This window comes from Rosenbergiella australiborealis, from assembly GCF_018494035.1.
GTDB lineage: Bacteria > Pseudomonadota > Gammaproteobacteria > Enterobacterales > Enterobacteriaceae > Rosenbergiella > Rosenbergiella australiborealis.
In genome coordinates this window covers 458,068-476,885 of the sequence record NZ_JABBFO010000001.1, presented here as the reverse complement: position 1 = coordinate 476,885, position 18,818 = coordinate 458,068, and the positions used below count along the sequence as shown (strand labels likewise).

16 protein-coding genes are annotated in these 18,818 nt (G+C 44.1%); 7 read left to right on the top strand and 9 right to left on the bottom strand.

The genetic code is table 11. The features are described from left to right. Positions 1-158: 158 nt before the first annotated feature. The 3 genes from aceF to pdhR form a co-directional block, all read right to left on the bottom strand. On the bottom strand, positions 159-2,033 hold the full coding sequence (aceF, locus tag HGT73_RS02245; protein ID WP_214212020.1) for a pyruvate dehydrogenase complex dihydrolipoyllysine-residue acetyltransferase: 1,875 nt from the start codon (positions 2,031-2,033) through the stop codon (positions 159-161). A gap of 13 nt (positions 2,034-2,046) precedes the next feature. Continuing rightward, positions 2,047-4,710, bottom strand: coding sequence for a pyruvate dehydrogenase (acetyl-transferring), homodimeric type (aceE, locus tag HGT73_RS02240; protein WP_214212019.1), 2,664 nt, complete (start codon positions 4,708-4,710; stop codon positions 2,047-2,049). Positions 4,711-4,813: 103 nt separating this feature from the next. Further along, complete coding sequence (gene pdhR / locus HGT73_RS02235) at positions 4,814-5,578, bottom strand: pyruvate dehydrogenase complex transcriptional repressor PdhR (protein WP_214212098.1); 765 nt, start codon at positions 5,576-5,578, stop codon at positions 4,814-4,816. A gap of 469 nt (positions 5,579-6,047) precedes the next feature. On the opposite strand from pdhR, the gene HGT73_RS02230 reads away from it, so the two are divergent. Further along, positions 6,048-7,400, top strand: a complete 1,353-nt coding sequence (locus HGT73_RS02230; protein WP_214212018.1) for an amino acid permease — start codon at positions 6,048-6,050, stop codon at positions 7,398-7,400. Between the two features lie 29 nt (positions 7,401-7,429). On the opposite strand, the gene ampE is transcribed toward HGT73_RS02230, so the two are convergent. Beyond that, positions 7,430-8,281: a beta-lactamase regulator AmpE gene (gene ampE / locus HGT73_RS02225; RefSeq protein ID WP_214212017.1), complete on the bottom strand. Its 852-nt coding sequence runs from the start codon at positions 8,279-8,281 to the stop codon at positions 7,430-7,432. Between the two features lie 25 nt (positions 8,282-8,306). Next, positions 8,307-8,855 (bottom strand): 1,6-anhydro-N-acetylmuramyl-L-alanine amidase AmpD, encoded by a 549-nt coding sequence (gene ampD, locus HGT73_RS02220; RefSeq protein WP_214212097.1) that lies wholly within the window; start codon positions 8,853-8,855, stop codon positions 8,307-8,309. A 236-nt stretch (positions 8,856-9,091) separates the two neighbouring features. On the opposite strand from ampD, the gene ppdD reads away from it, so the two are divergent. From ppdD to yacG, 6 genes are all read left to right on the top strand, one after another. Continuing rightward, the gene (ppdD, locus tag HGT73_RS02215) at positions 9,092-9,538 is read left to right on the top strand and encodes a prepilin peptidase-dependent pilin (RefSeq protein WP_214212096.1); all 447 of its coding nucleotides are present in this window, start codon (positions 9,092-9,094) and stop codon (positions 9,536-9,538) included. Further along, a complete protein-coding gene (locus tag HGT73_RS02210) occupies positions 9,535-10,926 on the top strand; it encodes an ATPase, T2SS/T4P/T4SS family (protein WP_214212016.1) in 1,392 nt (463 codons plus the stop codon). Before ppdD ends, HGT73_RS02210 begins: the two co-directional genes overlap by 4 nt. After that, the gene (locus HGT73_RS02205; RefSeq protein ID WP_214212015.1) at positions 10,913-12,112 is read left to right on the top strand and encodes a type II secretion system F family protein; all 1,200 of its coding nucleotides are present in this window, start codon (positions 10,913-10,915) and stop codon (positions 12,110-12,112) included. The genes HGT73_RS02210 and HGT73_RS02205 overlap by 14 nt, the downstream gene beginning before the upstream one ends. 110 nt (positions 12,113-12,222) lie before the next feature. Then, a complete protein-coding gene (coaE, locus tag HGT73_RS02200) occupies positions 12,223-12,840 on the top strand; it encodes a dephospho-CoA kinase (protein ID WP_214212014.1) in 618 nt (205 codons plus the stop codon). Next, positions 12,837-13,580 (top strand): cell division protein ZapD, encoded by a 744-nt coding sequence (zapD, locus tag HGT73_RS02195; RefSeq protein ID WP_214212013.1) that lies wholly within the window; start codon positions 12,837-12,839, stop codon positions 13,578-13,580. Before coaE ends, zapD begins: the two co-directional genes overlap by 4 nt. A gap of 8 nt (positions 13,581-13,588) precedes the next feature. Beyond that, positions 13,589-13,792, top strand: coding sequence for a DNA gyrase inhibitor YacG (gene yacG, locus HGT73_RS02190; protein WP_214212012.1), 204 nt, complete (start codon positions 13,589-13,591; stop codon positions 13,790-13,792). 16 nt (positions 13,793-13,808) lie between these two features. Here yacG and mutT read toward each other — a convergent pair whose 3' ends face one another. The 4 genes from mutT to lpxC all read right to left on the bottom strand — a co-directional run bounded on the left by mutT (position 13,809) and on the right by lpxC (position 18,740). Beyond that, complete coding sequence (mutT, locus tag HGT73_RS02185) at positions 13,809-14,204, bottom strand: 8-oxo-dGTP diphosphatase MutT (protein WP_214212011.1); 396 nt, start codon at positions 14,202-14,204, stop codon at positions 13,809-13,811. A 101-nt stretch (positions 14,205-14,305) separates the two neighbouring features. Then, positions 14,306-17,011 carry a preprotein translocase subunit SecA gene (gene secA / locus HGT73_RS02180; RefSeq protein ID WP_214212010.1) on the bottom strand — a complete coding sequence of 902 codons (2,706 nt, stop codon included), beginning with the start codon at positions 17,009-17,011 and terminating at the stop codon, positions 14,306-14,308. Positions 17,012-17,073: 62 nt separating this feature from the next. After that, positions 17,074-17,571, bottom strand: coding sequence for a secA translation cis-regulator SecM (secM, locus tag HGT73_RS02175; RefSeq protein ID WP_214212009.1), 498 nt, complete (start codon positions 17,569-17,571; stop codon positions 17,074-17,076). A gap of 251 nt (positions 17,572-17,822) precedes the next feature. Beyond that, positions 17,823-18,740, bottom strand: coding sequence for a UDP-3-O-acyl-N-acetylglucosamine deacetylase (lpxC, locus tag HGT73_RS02170; protein ID WP_214212008.1), 918 nt, complete (start codon positions 18,738-18,740; stop codon positions 17,823-17,825). Positions 18,741-18,818: the final 78 nt, after the last annotated feature.

The window sequence follows — 18,818 nt, the reverse complement described above, 5'->3', positions numbered from 1 at the left end:
GAACCTGTGTAATGCAAGAGTTTACATAATCGTTAAAATTGTGCAAACCAGATTGCGTAAAGGTTAAATACTTTAGGGAATCGCAGATGAATATTCCAATCGAGGCATTGCACTCTTCCCTAATAAGATTGAGGCCGGCAAACGCCGACCTCAAAGTATTACATCACCAGACGGCGAATATCGCCAAGCACTTGGCCAATGTAAGAAATAAAGCGAGCACCGTCAGCACCATCTATCACTCGATGATCAAACGAGAGTGAAAGTGGCAGCATTAAACGCGGTGCAAACTCTTTTCCATTCCACACGGGTTTCATGGACGATTTTGAAACCCCTAATATCGCGACTTCTGGGGCATTAACGATAGGTGTAAAGGAGGTTGTGCCTAAGCCACCTAAACTTGAGATGGTAAAGCATCCTCCTTGCATATCAGCCGCAGTTAATTTACCAGAACGCGCTTTTTTAGAGACTTCCATCAGTTCACGAGAAAGCTCAATAATGCCTTTCTTATTAACATCGCGAAATACTGGTACGACCAATCCATTCGGGGTATCGACCGCAACACCAATGTTAATGTATTTTTTTAAGGTCAAACGTTGAGCATCTTCAGATAAAGAGCTGTTAAAACGCGGATAAGCTTCCAGTGCCTTAGCAACCGCCTTCATAATAAACACGACTGGCGTGATTTTAACATCCAGTTTTTGTTTATCGGCTTCAACGTTTTGTTGCTTACGGAAAGCTTCTAGTTCGGTAATATCCGATTCGTCAAAGTGAGTAACGTGCGGAATCACCATCCAGTTACGACTGAGGTTAGCACCAGAAATTTTCTGGATACGACCTAGTTCCACTTCCTCGACTTCGCCGAATTTACTGAAGTCGACTTTCGGCCAAGGTAGCATTCCTGGAAGGCCACTTACCGCCGCAGGTGCTGCATCCACACGTTTTAGTGCATCTTTAATATAAGACTGAACGTCTTCTTTAACGATACGTCCCTTACGCCCAGTCGCTTTAACCTTCGCTAAGTTAACACCAAATTCACGTGCTAGACGACGAATAACCGGCGTCGCGTGTACATAGGCGCTATTCTCGGCGAATTCATCCTTCGCCGTAGGTGCAACGGAAGGTGCCGTAGTCGAGGCAGCCTTAGCTGGGGCCGTGGTTGGTGCGGAAGATTTATCAGGCGTAGCCGCAGGCGCTTTTTCAGCGGCTGGAACATCGCTGCTAAAGACCATGATGGCAGAACCCGTGCTGACTTTATCGCCAACAGTTACTTGAATTTCGGTAACCGTACCGGCGAAAGGTGCTGGAACTTCCATCGATGCTTTGTCGCCCTCGACGGTGATCAGTGACTGTTCCAGTGAAACCTTATCACCGACTTTCACTAGAATTTCCGTCACTTCAACTTCGTCACCACCGATATCCGGAACGTTAACCACTTGGCTAGACGCAGCTGTCGTTGCAGCAGGCGCGGAGTCTTCCTTCGAGGACGTACTAGCAGGTGCTGAGGCTTCACCCGCAACCTCAAATGTCATAATGAGCGATCCGGTGTTTACCTTATCACCGGTACTCACTTTAATCTCTTTCACTTTTCCGGCAAAAGGTGCAGGCACTTCCATCGAGGCTTTATCGCCTTCGACGGTAAGTAGCGACTGTTCAAGTTCAACGGTATCGCCGACCTTAACAAGGATCTCGGTGACTTCCACTTCATCACCACCGATATCTGGCACCATCACGTCTTTTGCCGAAGCCGAAGCAGGCGCTTTTTCTACGGCAGGTTGAGCAGCCTCTGGGGCTGCTGCATTTTCTTCATTTTCAAAAATCATGATTAACGAGCCAGTTTCGACTTTATCACCCGTCGCAACTTTGATCTCTTTAATCACGCCTGCTTGAGGTGAAGGCACTTCCATTGAAGCTTTATCGCCTTCAACAGTAAGCAGAGACTGTTCGACTTCAACCTTGTCTCCAACCTTGACCAAGATCTCGGTGACTTCGACTTCGTCAGAACCGATATCTGGAACTTTGATCTCAATTGACATCTACTCTTACCTCTTACGCCAGACGTGGATTGACTTTGTCTGCATCAATATTAAATTTCTTAATCGCGTCGACAACCACTTGTTTATCAACTTCACCACGTTTAGCCAGTTCGCCTAATGCTGCCACCACCACATAGGAAGCATCTACTTCAAAATGGTGACGCAAATTTTCGCGGCTGTCAGAACGACCAAAACCATCCGTTCCTAATACACGGTAGTCACTGGCTGGAACATAGGTACGGACTTGCTCAGCAAATAACTTCATATAATCGGTTGAGGCGACAGCAGGTGCGTCACTCATAACTTGAGCAATATAAGGCACACGTGGCTCTTCTGCCGGATGCAGCATATTCCAACGCTCACAATCTTGACCATCACGGGCTAATTCAGTGAAAGAGGTTACGCTATAAACATCTGAGCCCACCCCATACTCCTCAGAGAGGATTTTCGCTGCGTCACGGACATGACGAAGAATCGCTCCTGAGCCGAGTAGCTGAACTTTACCTTTATCACCCGCTAACGTATCAAGCTTGTAGATCCCTTTACGAATCCCCTCTTCAGCACCTGAAGGCATTGCTGGCATATGGTAATTTTCGTTTAAGGTCGTGATGTAATAATAAACGTTCTCTTGCGCTTTGCCATACATACGCTCTAAGCCATCTTGCATGATGACAGCGACTTCATAAGCATAAGCCGGATCGTAAGAAATACAGTTAGGGATGGTTAGCGATTGAATATGACTATGGCCATCTTCGTGCTGTAGCCCTTCACCGTTTAAGGTCGTGCGTCCTGACGTTCCGCCAATTAAGAACCCACGTGCCTGTTGGTCACCGGCTGCCCAACACAAGTCGCCGATACGTTGGAAACCAAACATTGAGTAGTAAATATAGAATGGGATCATGGGCAAATTGTTCGTGCTATAAGAAGTCGCGGCCGCTAACCATGACGCGCCTGCACCCAATTCGTTGATACCTTCCTGTAGAATTTGGCCTTTCTCATCTTCTTTATAGTAAGCCACTTGCTCGCGGTCTTGCGGCGTATACTGCTGACCATTCGGGCTATAAATACCAATTTGACGGAATAGACCTTCCATACCAAAGGTACGCGCTTCATCCGCTAAGATCGGGACGAGACGTTCTTTGATAGAGTTATTTTTCAACATCACATTCAGCGCACGAACGAAAGCGATGGTCGTTGAAATCTCTTTGTTTTGCTCTTCTAACAAAGATTGGAATTCACTTAACGCTGGCATCTGAAGTTCTTCAGTAAATTCTGCTTGGCGTGTTGGCAAATAACCGCCCAAGTTTTCACGCTGCTTATGCAGATATTTATACTCTTCAGAGTCTTCAGAGAACGTCACATAAGGGAGTTTTTCAAGATTCTCATCAGCTACAGGAACATTGAAGCGGTCGCGAATATAACGTACCCCTTCCATGTTCATTTTCTTCACTTGGTGAGCGATGTTTTTACCTTCTGCTGTTTCTCCCATGCCATAACCTTTAACGGTATGAGCAAGGATGACAACTGGCTTACCTTTAGTCTCTTGCGCTTTTTTAAACGCTGCATAGATTTTCTTCGGATCGTGGCCACCACGGTTCAATGCCCAGATCTCTTCATCTGACATATCTTTAACTAAGGCAGCTGTTTCCGGGTAGCGACCAAAGAAGTGTTCACGCACATAGGCACCATCACGAGATTTAAAGGTTTGGTAGTCACCATCAACGGTTTCGTTCATTAGGGTGATCAGTTTGCCACTCGTGTCTTTGCGTAGCAATTCATCCCAACGACCGCCCCAAATGACTTTGATAACTTCCCAACCCGCGCCACCAAAGATACCTTCTAATTCGTTAATGATTTTACCATTACCTGTAACAGGTCCATCCAGACGCTGTAAGTTACAGTTAATCACAAAAACTAAATTATCGAGTTTTTCGCGCGTTGCGATAGTAATTGCACCTTTAGATTCCGGCTCATCCATTTCGCCATCACCTAAAAAGGCATAGACAGTCTGTGCTGCGGTATCTTTGAGGCCACGGTGTTCAAGGTATTTCAAGAATTTAGCTTGATAAATCGCACCCAAAGGCCCTAATCCCATCGATACTGTTGGGAACTGCCAAAAATCAGGCATTAATTTAGGATGCGGATAAGATGAAAGACCTTTACCGTCAACTTCTTGGCGGAAGTTATTCATCTGCTTTTCCGTCAGACGTCCTTCAAGGAAAGCACGTGCATAAACCCCTGGGGAAATGTGACCTTGGAAATAAACTAAGTCACCGCCATCTTTTTCGGTTCGTGCACGGAAAAAATGGTTAAAGCAAACTTCGTAAATAGTCGCTGAGGATTGAAATGAAGCCATATGCCCGCCCAGCTCCAAATCTTTCTTAGAAGCACGCAGTACAGTCATGATCGCATTCCAACGAATGGCTGAACGAATGCGACGCTCTAAACTGCTATTACCTGGATAGGTTGGCTCATCTTCCGTTGGGATGGTGTTAATATAATCTCTGACTGTTGAACCAGCCGCGACATTGACACCACCATTGCGAGCCGCACTCAATACTTGGTCTATCAAATACTGTGCGCGTTCAACACCTTCTTCACGGATGACCGATTCAATCGCCTGTAGCCAGTCGCGAGTTTCAATCGGATCCACGTCATTTTGTAGATGGTCTGACATGGGGGATTCCTTATCTGTATCTGTACATTGAAATTGATAATATTGCTGAGAAGAGGCCACAGTTTAGCTATTAACCCATTCTCACTCTTTGTAACTCGATAACTCAATCTTTTCTTTGCTGTAAACGACGTAGCGAGCGCTCACGCCGGGATTGCTCCCGATTTCTTTCCAATAAAATCTCTTCAAGAAAGGCCAAGTGTGAATTAGATTCTTCACGGGCTTTTTCAGGTTGTCGTGCAACAATGGCTTCGTAAATTCTGGCACGATGCCCACTGACTTTCGTCAACATCTCACGACGAGAGTAGAGTAATTCAAAATTCGAGCGTACGTTTTGCTTGAGTATTGGGCCCATAGCCCGAACTAAATGCAGCAAAACTACGTTATGCGCGGCTTCAGTCACAGTAATTTGATAATCAATAACCGCATCCGCTTCAGCGTCTAAATCGCCACTGTCTTGCGCTTTTTGAATCGCGAGATGGTAATGATTGATTCTCAGTAAATCGTCTTCTGTGCCCCTTAGGGCTGCATAATAGGCTGCAATACCTTCCAATGCATGACGCATCTCAAGTAAATCGAATTGAGATTCACTGTGCTGTGCCAATAGTCCTATAAGCGGATCACTCACGCTTTGCCAAAGACTGTCTTGAACATACGTGCCACCACCGTGGCGACGATACAATAATCCTTTTGCCTCCAAACGCAAGATAGCCTCTCGTACAGAGGGACGAGAAACATCAAATTGTCGAGCAAGTTCACGCTCTGGCGGTAGTTTTTCACCAGGTCGCAGGGTCCCTTCTCGAATCAAGGACTCTACTTGCTGCTCTATAACATCAGAAAGCTTCGGCTGCCTGATTTTACTATAAGCCATTATACTCGTCGTCATTGTTGCTCTTTTGAATTGGTCATACCAATTTTCCACAAGACGGTGTAAGCTAACAAAACATTTACTTACTGTCTATATTACGTTCACTGAACTTAGCGACAGATCAAAAAATTTATCTGCTATTCACTGAATACCAAAAGCGCTTCTTGTCATAAAAATCGTCCAATCCTCGAAAAAAACCACAACATCAAGCTCTGAATAATCCATATCGGATAAAATTAAAAACTATTTATTGTCATATGATCATAATATTATCCAGTATAAATAGTAAATAGAAAGACAAATACACTTTTCCTGCTCACTATTTTACTTAGTGTGTACTGCATTTATCTGACAATTCCTTAATTTCAGCGTAGTAATTCAGTCCCATAACCCCGTAAAATAAATGACACAGTCTGTCACATTCTCCTTACAGCCTGAAATAAGGTATAAGAAAATAACGCGAGAGGAATTTATGAGCGAGCAACAAACCAGTTCGTTAAAACGGGGGCTGAAAAACAGGCATATTCAGTTGATAGCCTTAGGGGGAGCAGTAGGTACAGGGTTGTTCTTAGGTCTCGCCCAGACGATTAAAATGGCAGGCCCATCCGTGCTATTGGGGTATGCGATTGGTGGTTTCATCGCCTTTCTGATTATGCGCCAATTAGGTGAAATGATCGTTGAAGAGCCAGTTGCAGGCTCTTTCAGTCACTTTGCTTATAAATATTGGGGCGGGTTTGCTGGGTTTGCTTCAGGGTGGAATTACTGGGCTCTCTATGTGTTAGTCGCCATGGCGGAACTCTCAGCGGTTGGCCTATATATCCAATACTGGTGGCCAGAAATTCCAACATGGGCCTCCGCAGCAGTCTTTTTTATCCTGATTAATGCCATCAATCTCGCTAATGTCAAAATTTACGGTGAGTTAGAATTTTGGTTCTCAATCATTAAAGTTGCCGCGGTCATTGCAATGATTGGTTTTGGTGCATGGCTGCTATTGAGTGGTCACGGCGGTCCACAAGCCTCTATTACTAACATCTGGGCTTATGGTGGATTTTTCCCTCATGGTGCATCGGGATTAATCACCGCGATGGTCATCATCATGTTTTCCTTTGGTGGACTAGAACTCGTTGGCATCACTGCAGCAGAAGCTGCCGATCCACAGCAAAGTATTCCTAAAGCCACTAATCAAGTGATCTACCGTATCTTGATTTTCTATATCGGATCATTAGCTATTCTGCTATCGCTTTATCCTTGGACAAAAGTTATTGAGGGTACCAGCCCTTTTGTCTTAATTTTCCATGAACTTGGCGATAAACTGGTCGCGAATACACTGAACGTTGTCATCTTGACAGCCGCCTTATCCGTCTACAATAGCTGTGTCTACTCTAATAGCCGGATGCTCTACGGTCTAGCCAAACAAGGGAATGGCCCGAAGGCTCTGCTTAATGTCGATAAACGCGGTGTACCGTACGTTGCATTAGGGGTATCCGCATTAGCCACCGCTTTAGTGGTTCTACTGAACTATCTTAAACCCGGCCAAGCATTTGGCTTATTAATGTCGCTTGTCGTATCCGCACTGGTCATTAATTGGGCGATGATTAGTTTGGCTCATATGCGTTTTCGTCAAGCGAAAACTCGCCAAGGAATTACCCCGCGCTTCCCAGCACTATTTTATCCGCTTGGTAACTGGGTATGCCTGCTATTCATGATTGCGATTTTGGTAATTATGCTGACGATTCCGGGGATGGCAATTTCCGTCTGGTTAATCCCTATTTGGATCGCTATTTTAGGTGTTGGTTATTTTATCAAGAAAAAAACAGCCAAATAGATATAACGGGGGGGACTCCCCCCCATATTTTAAAAAATCACCCCCGCCAAAGTCAGTAATGCTGTGACCAACACGACGACTAATGTAATACGTTTTGCTAGAGCAACAGCAATACGGGGCATTTCGACGTTATCTTTACAGGGATCACGTTCCAGAGAAAATTGCGCGAGGACTGACAGTACATGATAAGGTTTATGTCGCAAATCAGTCATAAAACGCCACCATGCAGGAAGCGCCTTTTCTCCATGTCCTAGAAAGACATAGGCCAAGCCAACAATCCTCACGGGGATCCAATCTATCCAAAATAATAGCTGGTCAATACCCGATTTATCACGGTCTAACGGATTTTGTTTCGCTAGCCATCCCTGCCAAGCCCGTAAAAACGCGTAGCCAAGTAAGCATACGGGACCATAACTTCCCCCTACTACAAACCAAAACAAAGGAGCCAAGTAAAAACGGTAGTTTATCCATAAAAGCGCATTTTGGAGTTCGCGTAAATAGAGTTTATCTGTGGTATTACTCGGCATGGGGTGTATCGCGCTCAGCTCTTCAGCCATAGCTTGACGTCCAGTAACATCCTGTTGATTTGCAGAGCGGAGGTAATCACGGTAATGCTGACGGCTTTCTCCTGCGCCAATACATAAGACACCGACGACTATCCAGACGATTAACGATAATATGCCGAATAATAGACCCGAAATCGCATGAAGAATAAGCGTAAATACCAGCATTACTAAAACGACCAATCCGACAGTCCGCGTCATTGAAAAATGATGTTGTTGGCGAAATAAAGGTGCAAGTCGGCACTCAAGCTGCCAACGCTCGCCCCACTTGAATAAACGTTCACAAATAAGAACTAATAAAAGTGTAAATAACGTCATGGGGTAATTCGACTCCCTTGGATAACTATCGTGATGATGCAATAAGTGAATAAAAATAATTCCAATCAAAAGACTCGCCTGGGTCAGTTTTACGACCCGGTGATATAGCAGAGTGCCCGGCTATGTTTTTACTTTTTAACGCATAAGTCTGTATAAGTGCGTGAGTAACAGCCGTCAATGCTTGATATTGATTTTCGGTATAGGGCAATTCATCGGTACCTTCCAGTTCAATCCCGATTGAAAAATCATTGCAATTTTCAATACCCTCATAAACTGACTGCCCGGCATGCCATGCTCGTTTATCAAATGGCACATATTGCACTATCTCACCTTCTCGGCGAATCAGGCAATGTGCAGCAACGCGTAGCTGTGCTATCTGAGCAAAATAAGGGTGCTGATCAGCACATAAGGTCCCGGTAAATAGCTGGTCAATATAGGGCCCGCCGAACTCACCAGGGGGTAAACTGATATTATGGATAACCAGTAAATTCGGTGTCACGCCTTCAGGTCGCTCATTGTAATGGGTAGAAGGAACTCTACGCGCTAGCGTTAACCAATGATCTTTTATCTTCAACATGGTCAATATCGTTAACCACTCGTCTAAGTGGCCCTTTTAGTCATTAAGGTTGGCTGAGTCGTAGCCAGTTTGCGGACAAGATTACCACAGCTATTTCAGGATAACTCACAAGCTTTATATTAGTGCTCTAGAAAATCAATGCTGCTTCTTAGAGATAACTCGCACCCCCTGACTCTAGCACTTCCTAATACCCTATTATCCCCTTATTACTGAAGTAATATTTACTCAGGAGGATAAGAATGGAACAGGGATTTACATTGATCGAACTGATGATCGTCATTGCAATTATCGCTATTTTAAGTTCGCTGGGTATACCGGCCTACCAAGGCTATTTACAAAAAGCGGCACTGACCGATTTGCTTCAAGTGCTTCAGCCCTATAAAACCGCCGTTGAACTGTGCGCATTGGAAAAAGGACAACTCAACCATTGTAACGCCGGACAAGAGGGAATACCGCATACCCGCACAACACGTTATATTGCAGAGCTGACTATTAATCAGGGACTGATCAGCGCACAGGGGACAAACACGCTAAAGGGATTAAGCGCTGAATTAATCCCGACACTGAATGCAGAACAAGGTGCACTCAGTTGGCAAAGACGTTGTAGAGCAGCAAATCAAACATTGCGTGAAAATTGCGAACAGCAACTACGTTATGATGATGCAGGAAATAAACCATGAGTACAAAAGCCGAGGCTCTAAAAGGATTTTGTGATGGGCATCCTGCCATCCTTGTTAAGGAAGATGATGATGCCATCTATCTCATTGTGGTCTCTTTCCCTTCAGCTGAAGAGGTTGCCCAACTGACTTTTTCATGTCAGAAAGAAATTCATATCGAAAGTGTACCAGAGACACAATATCACTCTTTAACTACAGCTCGGTCAGCCACGTTTTATCTAGATCCTATTGAAGACGAGCCATTGACTACCGTAGCGTATTGCCAAAAAATTCTCTTGCAAGCCGTGCAACAAAAAGCCTCCGACATCCATATTGAACCTAACGCGAAAGGAGCAAGAATTCGCTTTAGAATCGATGGCGTTTTGCACCCTTATACACATCTCAATTTAGATGAAACAACCGCGATTGAGAGCCGGTTTAAACTTTTAGCCGGTGTCGATATCGCAGAAAATCGACGACCTCAAGATGGCCAACTCTGTTTTACGCACCAAGAGATCGAGTATTCTTTTCGATTAGCCACATTACCGACAAAGTTTGGTGAAAAAGTAGTGTTGCGATTGCTTGAAACCTTTAAAGGTGATCTAACTTTAGATCATTTAGGCATGCCTACTGAACAACTGAATCTGCTTAAAAAAGCATTAAATAACCCACAAGGACTCATCATTGTGACCGGTCCGACAGGGAGCGGTAAAACCGCCACTCTGTATAGTGCGCTCAACTCGCTGAATAGTACTGAGCGTAATCTCTGTAGTGTGGAAGATCCGATTGAACTCGTTCTTGCGGGAATTAACCAAACACAAATTAACCTCAAGGCGGGCCTCGATTTTCCGCTCATCCTACGTGCGCTCCTACGCCAAGACCCTGATATCGTCATGATTGGTGAAATTCGAGATAACCCAACGGCGGATATTGCAATAAAGGCCGCACAAACCGGCCACCTTGTTCTTAGTACTCTACATACTAATTCTACTGTCGATACCTTAAGCCGGCTGACTCAAATGGGAATTGTTGAGTATCTCCTTGCCAGCTCATTAAAACTTATCATCGCTCAGCGCTTGGTGAGGCGACTCTGCCCTCGCTGCCGTACTCCCTCTCCTGAGCCGTTAGCATTCCGTCCGTCTCAGCCATCATCTCAACATTGGCTGGCCAAAGGGTGCCAACACTGTTTTTCTGGTTATAGTGGTCGTGTAGCATTGTTTGAATTACTCCCGATAGATGCAGTAATCCAAAATGCCCTTATTCAGCATTTCCCCCCTCAACAGATACGAGATCTCTTAAAAGAAAAGAAGATAAAGGACTTATACGAGGCAGGCATCGATGCAGTGACCAAAGGAACAACAACATATCAAGAAATTATAAGAGTAATAGGGGTACAGGATGTCGAATCTTAATTTATATCGATGGCACGGCATTGATATGGATGGACAATATTGTACAGGCTATCAATTTTCACCTTATCGATATCGCGCTGAGGCTCTTTTACTCGCAGAAGGAATTATTCCCTATCAACTCACACGCATACATTATCGCTATTTCACATCTTGGCATCGGAAAACGCTCATCATCTTTTTTCAACAACTTGAATCCATGCTTAATGCCGGGCTGACGTTAACCGCCAGTCTTGAATTATTAATCGAGAACCAGTCATCTCTGCCTTGGCGGATAATGATAGAGCTTCTAGTTAAAAAAATTTCAGCCGGTGAAAAATTGTCTACAGCTCTTGAACAATGGCCACAAATTTTCTCGCCAACGGTTTCAGCATTAATCCGTGCGGGTGAGTTTACTGGACATCTTCCTAACAGCTGCCGACAAGTTTCTAACCTTTTAACACAACAACAGATAATGCACGAAGAGATGGTTGCCGCCTTACGTTATCCTTGTATCACCCTTTTTTTCCTTATAATGACAACTAGCGGGCTGCTGCTTTTTATCCTACCTGAATTCGCACTTATGTATCAGTCGCTCAATACACCGCTCCCTCTATTTACGCAATGGCTCTTAACGACTTCTCAATTTTTAAATCATTACACCCCGCTATTTTTCATTATCTTGGCTCCATTACTCTCTACCATCTACTATTTGGATAAACGATACCCTAAATGGAGATTGACTCGTCATCGACGGTTATTGAAAGTACCTGTTTTAGGGCGATTATGGCAAAGCAGACAGCTTTCATTATTTTTTTCGACGCTAGCCAGTACCCAGCAAGCTGGACTTACCCTAGTTAATGGTTTACAGCTGGTCACTGAAATTTTTACTTCTCCACTTTGGAAAAAACGTACTGAAGCTATTTACGAATCCCTGCATCGTGGGGAAAAATTATCTCAAGCAATGGCTCATTATGAGGAGTATCCTGCATTATCTTTACTACTCATTCGTTCAGCAGAAGAAACTGGGCAATTAGAAAATGCATTTCTTCAGTTGGCAAATTGGTATTCTCAACAGGCAACTACCCTGCGACAACGTTTCACTCAGGGGCTAGAACCGGTGATACTGGCACTCAGTGGTGGATTAGTCGGTAGCGTCGTCATTGCACTCTATCTCCCTATCTTTTATCTAGGCGAGGCATTAAGTTAATCCCTTTACACCCGAGGTTTACACGCCTGCATATCATCTTCATACTGACCCAATAACTGAGGAATTAAGCGCATTAGTAAGACTAATTAACAAAATTAGGACGATAAAAGATGACGTATATTGTGGCGCTAACGGGTGGCATTGCGAGTGGTAAATCGACAGTCGCTAATCTTTTTGCAGAACATCAGGTCGACATTATTGATGCAGACGTAATTGCGCGTGAAGTGGTTGAACCTGGACAGCCAGCGTTACAGGCAATGACTACATACTTCGGTAATCAGATTTTATTAGAAAATGGCAGCCTAAATCGTAAACACTTACGGACTATTATTTTTTCCGATCCTGAGCATAAACAATGGTTGAATCAGCTACTCCACCCATTAATTCAACAAAGAACGCTGCAAAAAATTGCACAATGTTCCGCTGAATGGTGTTTGTGGGTCGTACCACTTTTAGTCGAAAATCGCCTTCACTCTTTGGCACAGCGAGTGATAGTCGTCGATAGCGATGAAGATCGGCAAATTGAACGAGTCTGTCAACGTGACCACATCACGAAGTCAGAAGCCATTGCGATTATTCAGTCACAAGCAACACGACAACAACGCTTAGCCATCGCCGATGATATTATCGATAATAATTTGCCTCAAAGCGCTTTAGCCGAAAAAGTTGCTCAACTTATTTTGACTTATAATCAATTGGCATCGGAATATAAGGGGCGCAACCTATGACTCAGTCAACAATCTGTTTTGAATACCCACTTAATGAAAAAATGCGTAGCTGGCTACGTGTCGAATATCTTCTGCAACAATTAGTGGCTTCAAAAGATACAGATTCGCCACAGGCTTGCTTACTGTTCCTACGTACCCTTACCGAACTTCTTGATATTTTTGAGCGTAATGAACTGCGTGCTGATTTACTTAAAGAACTTGAAAAACAACAGGGGAAATTAAATCAGTGGTTAAACGTTCCAGGTATTGATATCCAAACCGTTCACGAATTGATCAACCGGCTGATTACTCATAGTCAAACAATTAATATTGCACCCAAATTTGGTAGCACTTTTAAAGAAGACCGATTTATCGGTCAACTACGTCAACGTTTGTCTATACCCGGAGGCTACTGTAATTTTGATACACCAACGCTCCATCTTTGGCAGCATCTCCCAGTAGAAAAACGCCAAGCACAACTGGACCATTGGTATTCTGAATTGGCATCGTTACATCTTTGTTTGCAGACGATTTTACATTTAATCAGGCAAAGTAGCCGACTTCATGATGTACAAGCTCAACAAGGATTTTATCAACATTCCGCTGAGGATAAAGATTTGGTTCGTTTATTCCTCAATCGTGACGATGAAATTTATCCGCTACTCTCTGGCCACAAGACCCGTTTTTCGATTCGCTTTTTTCCATTTGAAAACGATGGTAGAGTCCCTGAAACTTTATTGTTCCAGCTCGCTTGCTGTTAAGAGATATTATGCAACCAGAAATTACCACAGTGAACTGCCCACAATGTCAAAAAGATGTCATTTGGGATGCGTTAAGCCCTTGGCGTCCTTTTTGCTCTAAACGTTGCCAAATGATCGACTTAGGGGAATGGGCCGCTGAAGAAAAATCTATTCCAGGCCAACCAACACATTTCGATCATGAAGCATGGAGCGAACAAGACCCTGAGTCATAGAACTCAATAACTTTCGCTACAGTTCTCCTCTTACTAATCGTTCAACCATTTCAATATTCGCTGGTGGGAACTCATCAGCATTTAAATGAGTCTGGGGGACCCAGCGCTGAGGCTGTCCCTCTTTGCCCCATGGTTCTCCACCCCACTGTTCCACTAAATAAAAATGCAAGATAACGCTGACTTCTTGATAAGTATGGTTTGCCGTTCCGACCGCTAGCGCCTCGGTAACCACTATTCCAGTCTCCTCCATCAACTCGCGCGTTAATCCCTCTAGCGCTGACTCGCCAGCTTCGATTTTTCCACCCGGAAATTCCCACTTGTTCGCCATATGCGACGTTGATGCCCGTTGTGTGAGAAAAATTTCTTTTTTATCGTTACGAATAATACCTACCGCAACTTGGAGATGTTTCATTACTCACTTCCTCGCTGAACAACCACTGTGATATTACGGACAGTAAAAAGGTCCATGTTTCCATGAACCTTTTTCTTATTATCTGCCATGACGGGATAAAATTATGCTAGGCGTCCATGACATTGTTTAAATTTCTTACCTGAACCGCAAGGACAAAGATCGTTGCGTCCGACTTTGCGCTCACCCACTTGATTAGCCAGCTCATTAGCAACAGCGGTTTCATCATCGACATGGCTAAGTTGTTGTTGCTCAGCTAACCGTTCTGCATCTTCACGAAACTGCTGTTCCATTGCTTCCACTTCTTCAGGCATCCGTACTTGTACTTTGCTCAACGTACTGATAACTTCGTATTTCAGCGCTTCAAGCATATTAGCGAACATCGCAAAAGATTCACGTTTATATTCCTGCTTAGGATCTTTTTGCGCATAACCACGTAAGTGGATACCTTGACGTAGGTAATCCATCGCTGCAAGGTGCTCTTTCCATAGCGTATCAAGCGTTTGCAACATAATCCCTTTTTCAAAGCTGCGCATAGTGTCTACACCCACCGCCGCTTCTTTATCAGCATATTGTTCCAACGACTGTTGCAAAATACGTTCGCGTAGCACTTCTTCATGCAGCTCAGGTTCTTTATCCAACCATTCAGCAATAGGCAAGTGCAACTCGAAGTCAGTACGTAAACGTTCTTCTAAACCTGATACATCCCACATTTCTTCTAACGATTGTGGTGGGATAAATTGGCTAATCGTTGAGCTCAGAACATCCTCGCGGATACTACTAATGGTTTCGCTCACATCAGATACATCGAGCAGTTCATTACGCTGTGAATAAATAGCCTTACGTTGATCATTCGCAACATCATCATATTCTAATAGTTGTTTACGAATATCAAAGTTACGGCTTTCAACTTTACGTTGTGCATTCGCAATCGCTTTAGTCACCCAAGGATGCTCAATGGCTTCTCCAGGTTTCATACCTAGCTTACGCATCATACCCGACACGCGATCTGAGGCGAAAATACGCATCAGAGCATCTTCCATCGAAAGATAGAAACGTGATGATCCTTTATCACCTTGACGTCCCGCACGTCCACGAAGCTGGTTATCGATACGACGTGATTCATGACGCTCTGTACCGATAATGTGTAGGCCGCCTGCGTCAAGTACCGCATCATGGCGTTTTTGCCAAGCCTCTTTAATTTCAGCGATTTGAGCTTCAGTTGGATCAGTTAAAGCATCAACTTCTGCATGCCAGCTACCACCTAACATAATATCCGTACCACGGCCAGCCATGTTAGTCGCGATAGTCACGGCGCCAGGTTGACCGGCTTGTGCAATGATATCAGCTTCGCTTGCATGAAATTTCGCATTCAATACACTGTGTTTGATACCTGCTCGCGCTAACGCATCGGCGACGACTTCTGATTTTTCAATCGAGATCGTACCCACTAACACCGGTTGTCCACGAGAAGTACAATCTTTAATATCTTCAATAATCGCATCGATTTTTTCTTTCTCGGTCATATAGACCAAGTCAGCGTTATCTTTACGTACCATCGGACGGTTCGTCGGAACAACGATCGTGTCCAATTTATAAATACTGCTAAACTCAAAGGCTTCTGTATCTGCAGTACCGGTCATTCCCGCCAATTTTTCATAAATACGGAAATAGTTTTGGAACGTGATCGAGGCTAAGGTTTGGTTTTCATTCTGAATCTCAACCCCTTCTTTCGCTTCAACGGCTTGGTGCAACCCTTCTGACCAGCGGCGCCCTTGCATGGTACGTCCGGTATGTTCATCAACAATAACCACTTCACCATCTTTGACAATGTAGTCAACGTCACGGGTAAAAAGCGCATGAGCACGTAGCGCCGCCGTTACATGGTGCATTAGCATGATGTTCGTCGGTGAGTAAAGTGACTCGCCCTCTTCCATGATATGTTGTGCAACAAGCAACTGCTCAATTTTTACCAAACCACGCTCAGTCAGATGCACTTGACGGGCTTTTTCGTCAACCGAGAAATCGCCTTCCCCTTGGAAAGTATCGGAGTCCTCTTTATCTTGGCGGACTAGATGAGGAATAATTTTATTTACTTGAATATAAAGCTCGGAACTGTCTTCCGCTGGTCCAGAGATAATCAACGGCGTACGCGCTTCATCGATCAAGATGGAGTCAACTTCATCGACTAAGGCGTAATGAAGTTTTCGCTGAACGCGTTCTTCTGGACTGAATGCCATATTATCGCGAAGATAATCGAAGCCATATTCGTTATTCGTCCCATAAGTGATATCGGCGGCATAAGCTGCACGTTTTTCTGGCGCTTGCATACCCGGTAAGTTAATCCCGATTGTCAGGCCTAAAAACTCAAATAATGGACGGTTATTTTCAGCATCCCGCTGTGCTAAGTAGTCGTTGACAGTGACGACATGTACACCTTTACCACTTAACGCATTAAGATAAGCAGGAAGGGTGGCGGTTAAGGTTTTACCTTCACCAGTACGCATCTCTGCAATGCAGCGTTCATTCAATACCATGCCGCCTAATAATTGCACATCAAAATGACGCATGTTGAAAACACGTTTACTTGCTTCGCGTACCGTCGCAAAGGCTTCAGGAATAAGGCTTTCGAGGCTTTCGCCTTTTTCAAGGCGTTGACGGAACTCAGTCGTCTTTGCTTTCAGCTGCTCGTCACTCAGCGCAACGTAGTCAGGTTCCATTTTATTGATAACATCAACCACCTTACGCATACGACGTAAGGTACGATCATTACTACTACCAAATATTTTTGTTAATAACTTCATTACCATGATTATAAATTCTCTATTTTGACAACAATTTCACGTGTTCTAACTAACATTATTTTTATTTTTTAACCGTGAAGTGGGCCAGCTCGTATACCTTGAACTTGAGCTAACCAATGCCCCGTGGAAAAAATATTATAGGGTCTTGTTTGTAGGGGGGTACGACGACGTCTGTTTAACTGAATGGCAGCTGTTGACGTCAATAAGGCAATTAATGAATAAAGAGCCGTCAGGCTTTTTACCGTTAACTTGGTATAAGCAGTATCTACCGTCGTCGTTCTGGGTAGTGAGAAAGAAAGGTGACGGATAACCGCACGCAAGGTTTGTTGATGCCAAAAATGATGGATATAAGTTGGGCGAGAGACCAGTTCACGCAATCGAATAATATTGTCGTTTTGCGCTTGCGCGGACAATGAGAGTCTGTTGGATACGGCAACATCGTTGGTATTGGCTATCAGGCCGCTAGTAAAAGGTAAACCTAATCCTGCCGCAACAATCCCTAATAAGAGATGCGGCCACAAATAACGTCTACCCAGTTGTCCCCAGCGCGAAATCAAACCAATCACAAGTCATCCATTGATATTGAAAAATATCTTCTATTATCGTTATTAAGGATAGGTGAAGTCTTTTCCTGATTTTCCTGCCTACAGAATAACGTTGATAGTAGCATCAATCTACTCATGCCACACTAATGATTACAGTGAGCAACTGAAAAAGCGTTTAACCGCATAGATTTCGTACAAATAAAAACGAGCCAGCTGAACGGAGAGAAATCAGCATGGCCCGTCTTAAGTCACGGAATAAACCGTTAATAATATTACGCGAGGACGAAGTTTTTCAGTCTAAACGATTGTGGAATTTCAGCTTCGCTTTCAAACGTTGCCCATTCAAAGGCTTCTTGATTAGCTAAAACAGCTTGAAGTAGTTTATTGTTAAGACCATGCCCAGATTTATATGCTGAAAAAGCGCCAATCATGTTATGGCCGCACATAAATAAATCGCCAATCGCATCTAACATCTTGTGACGAACAAATTCGTCATCAAAACGCAGGCCTTCTTCGTTTAAGACTCTAAAATCATCCAGTCCGATTGCACAGTCAAGACTTCCGCCCAGGCACAGGCCACGAGACTGTAGTTGCTCAATATCGCGCATAAAACCGAAAGTACGGGCGCGGCTAATCTGACGAATAAAGGCTTCCGTTGAAAAATTCAGTCGATAGTTCTGTGAACTCGAGTCAATAGCCGGGTGCTTAAAGTCTATTGTGAAATCGAGTGAAAAACCGTTATAAGGCTTAACTTCAGCCCATTTATCGCCATCTTCAACGCGAACCGCTTGTTTAACACGTAAGAATTTCTTCGCACTGTTGAGTTCTTCGACGCCAGCATCCATCAGTAAGTACACGAAAGGAGCTGCACTGCCGTCCATAATAGGAATTTCAGGCGCATCGACTTCAACAATAATATTATCAATCCCTAACCCAGCCAATGCTGAATTAAGATGTTCAACCGTAGAAATGCGAATTCCTTGGTCGTTGATAAGGCAAGTACTAAGCATCGTGTCGCGCACAAATTTAGCATCAGCCGGGAAATCAACCGGTGGATTCAGGTCAGTGCGGCGATAGATGACCCCAGTATTTGCTGGCGCAGGCCGCAGGTTCAGCGTCACTTTCTTACCGGTATGTAAACCGACACCAGTGGCCTGAACTATACGTTTTAATGTCCTTTGTTTGATCATCGTATCAATCTCGCAAAATTACTTTTCCAAATGGGAATATACCCCATAAACGGTTGGAGACTTTAGCACAAAAAGCGG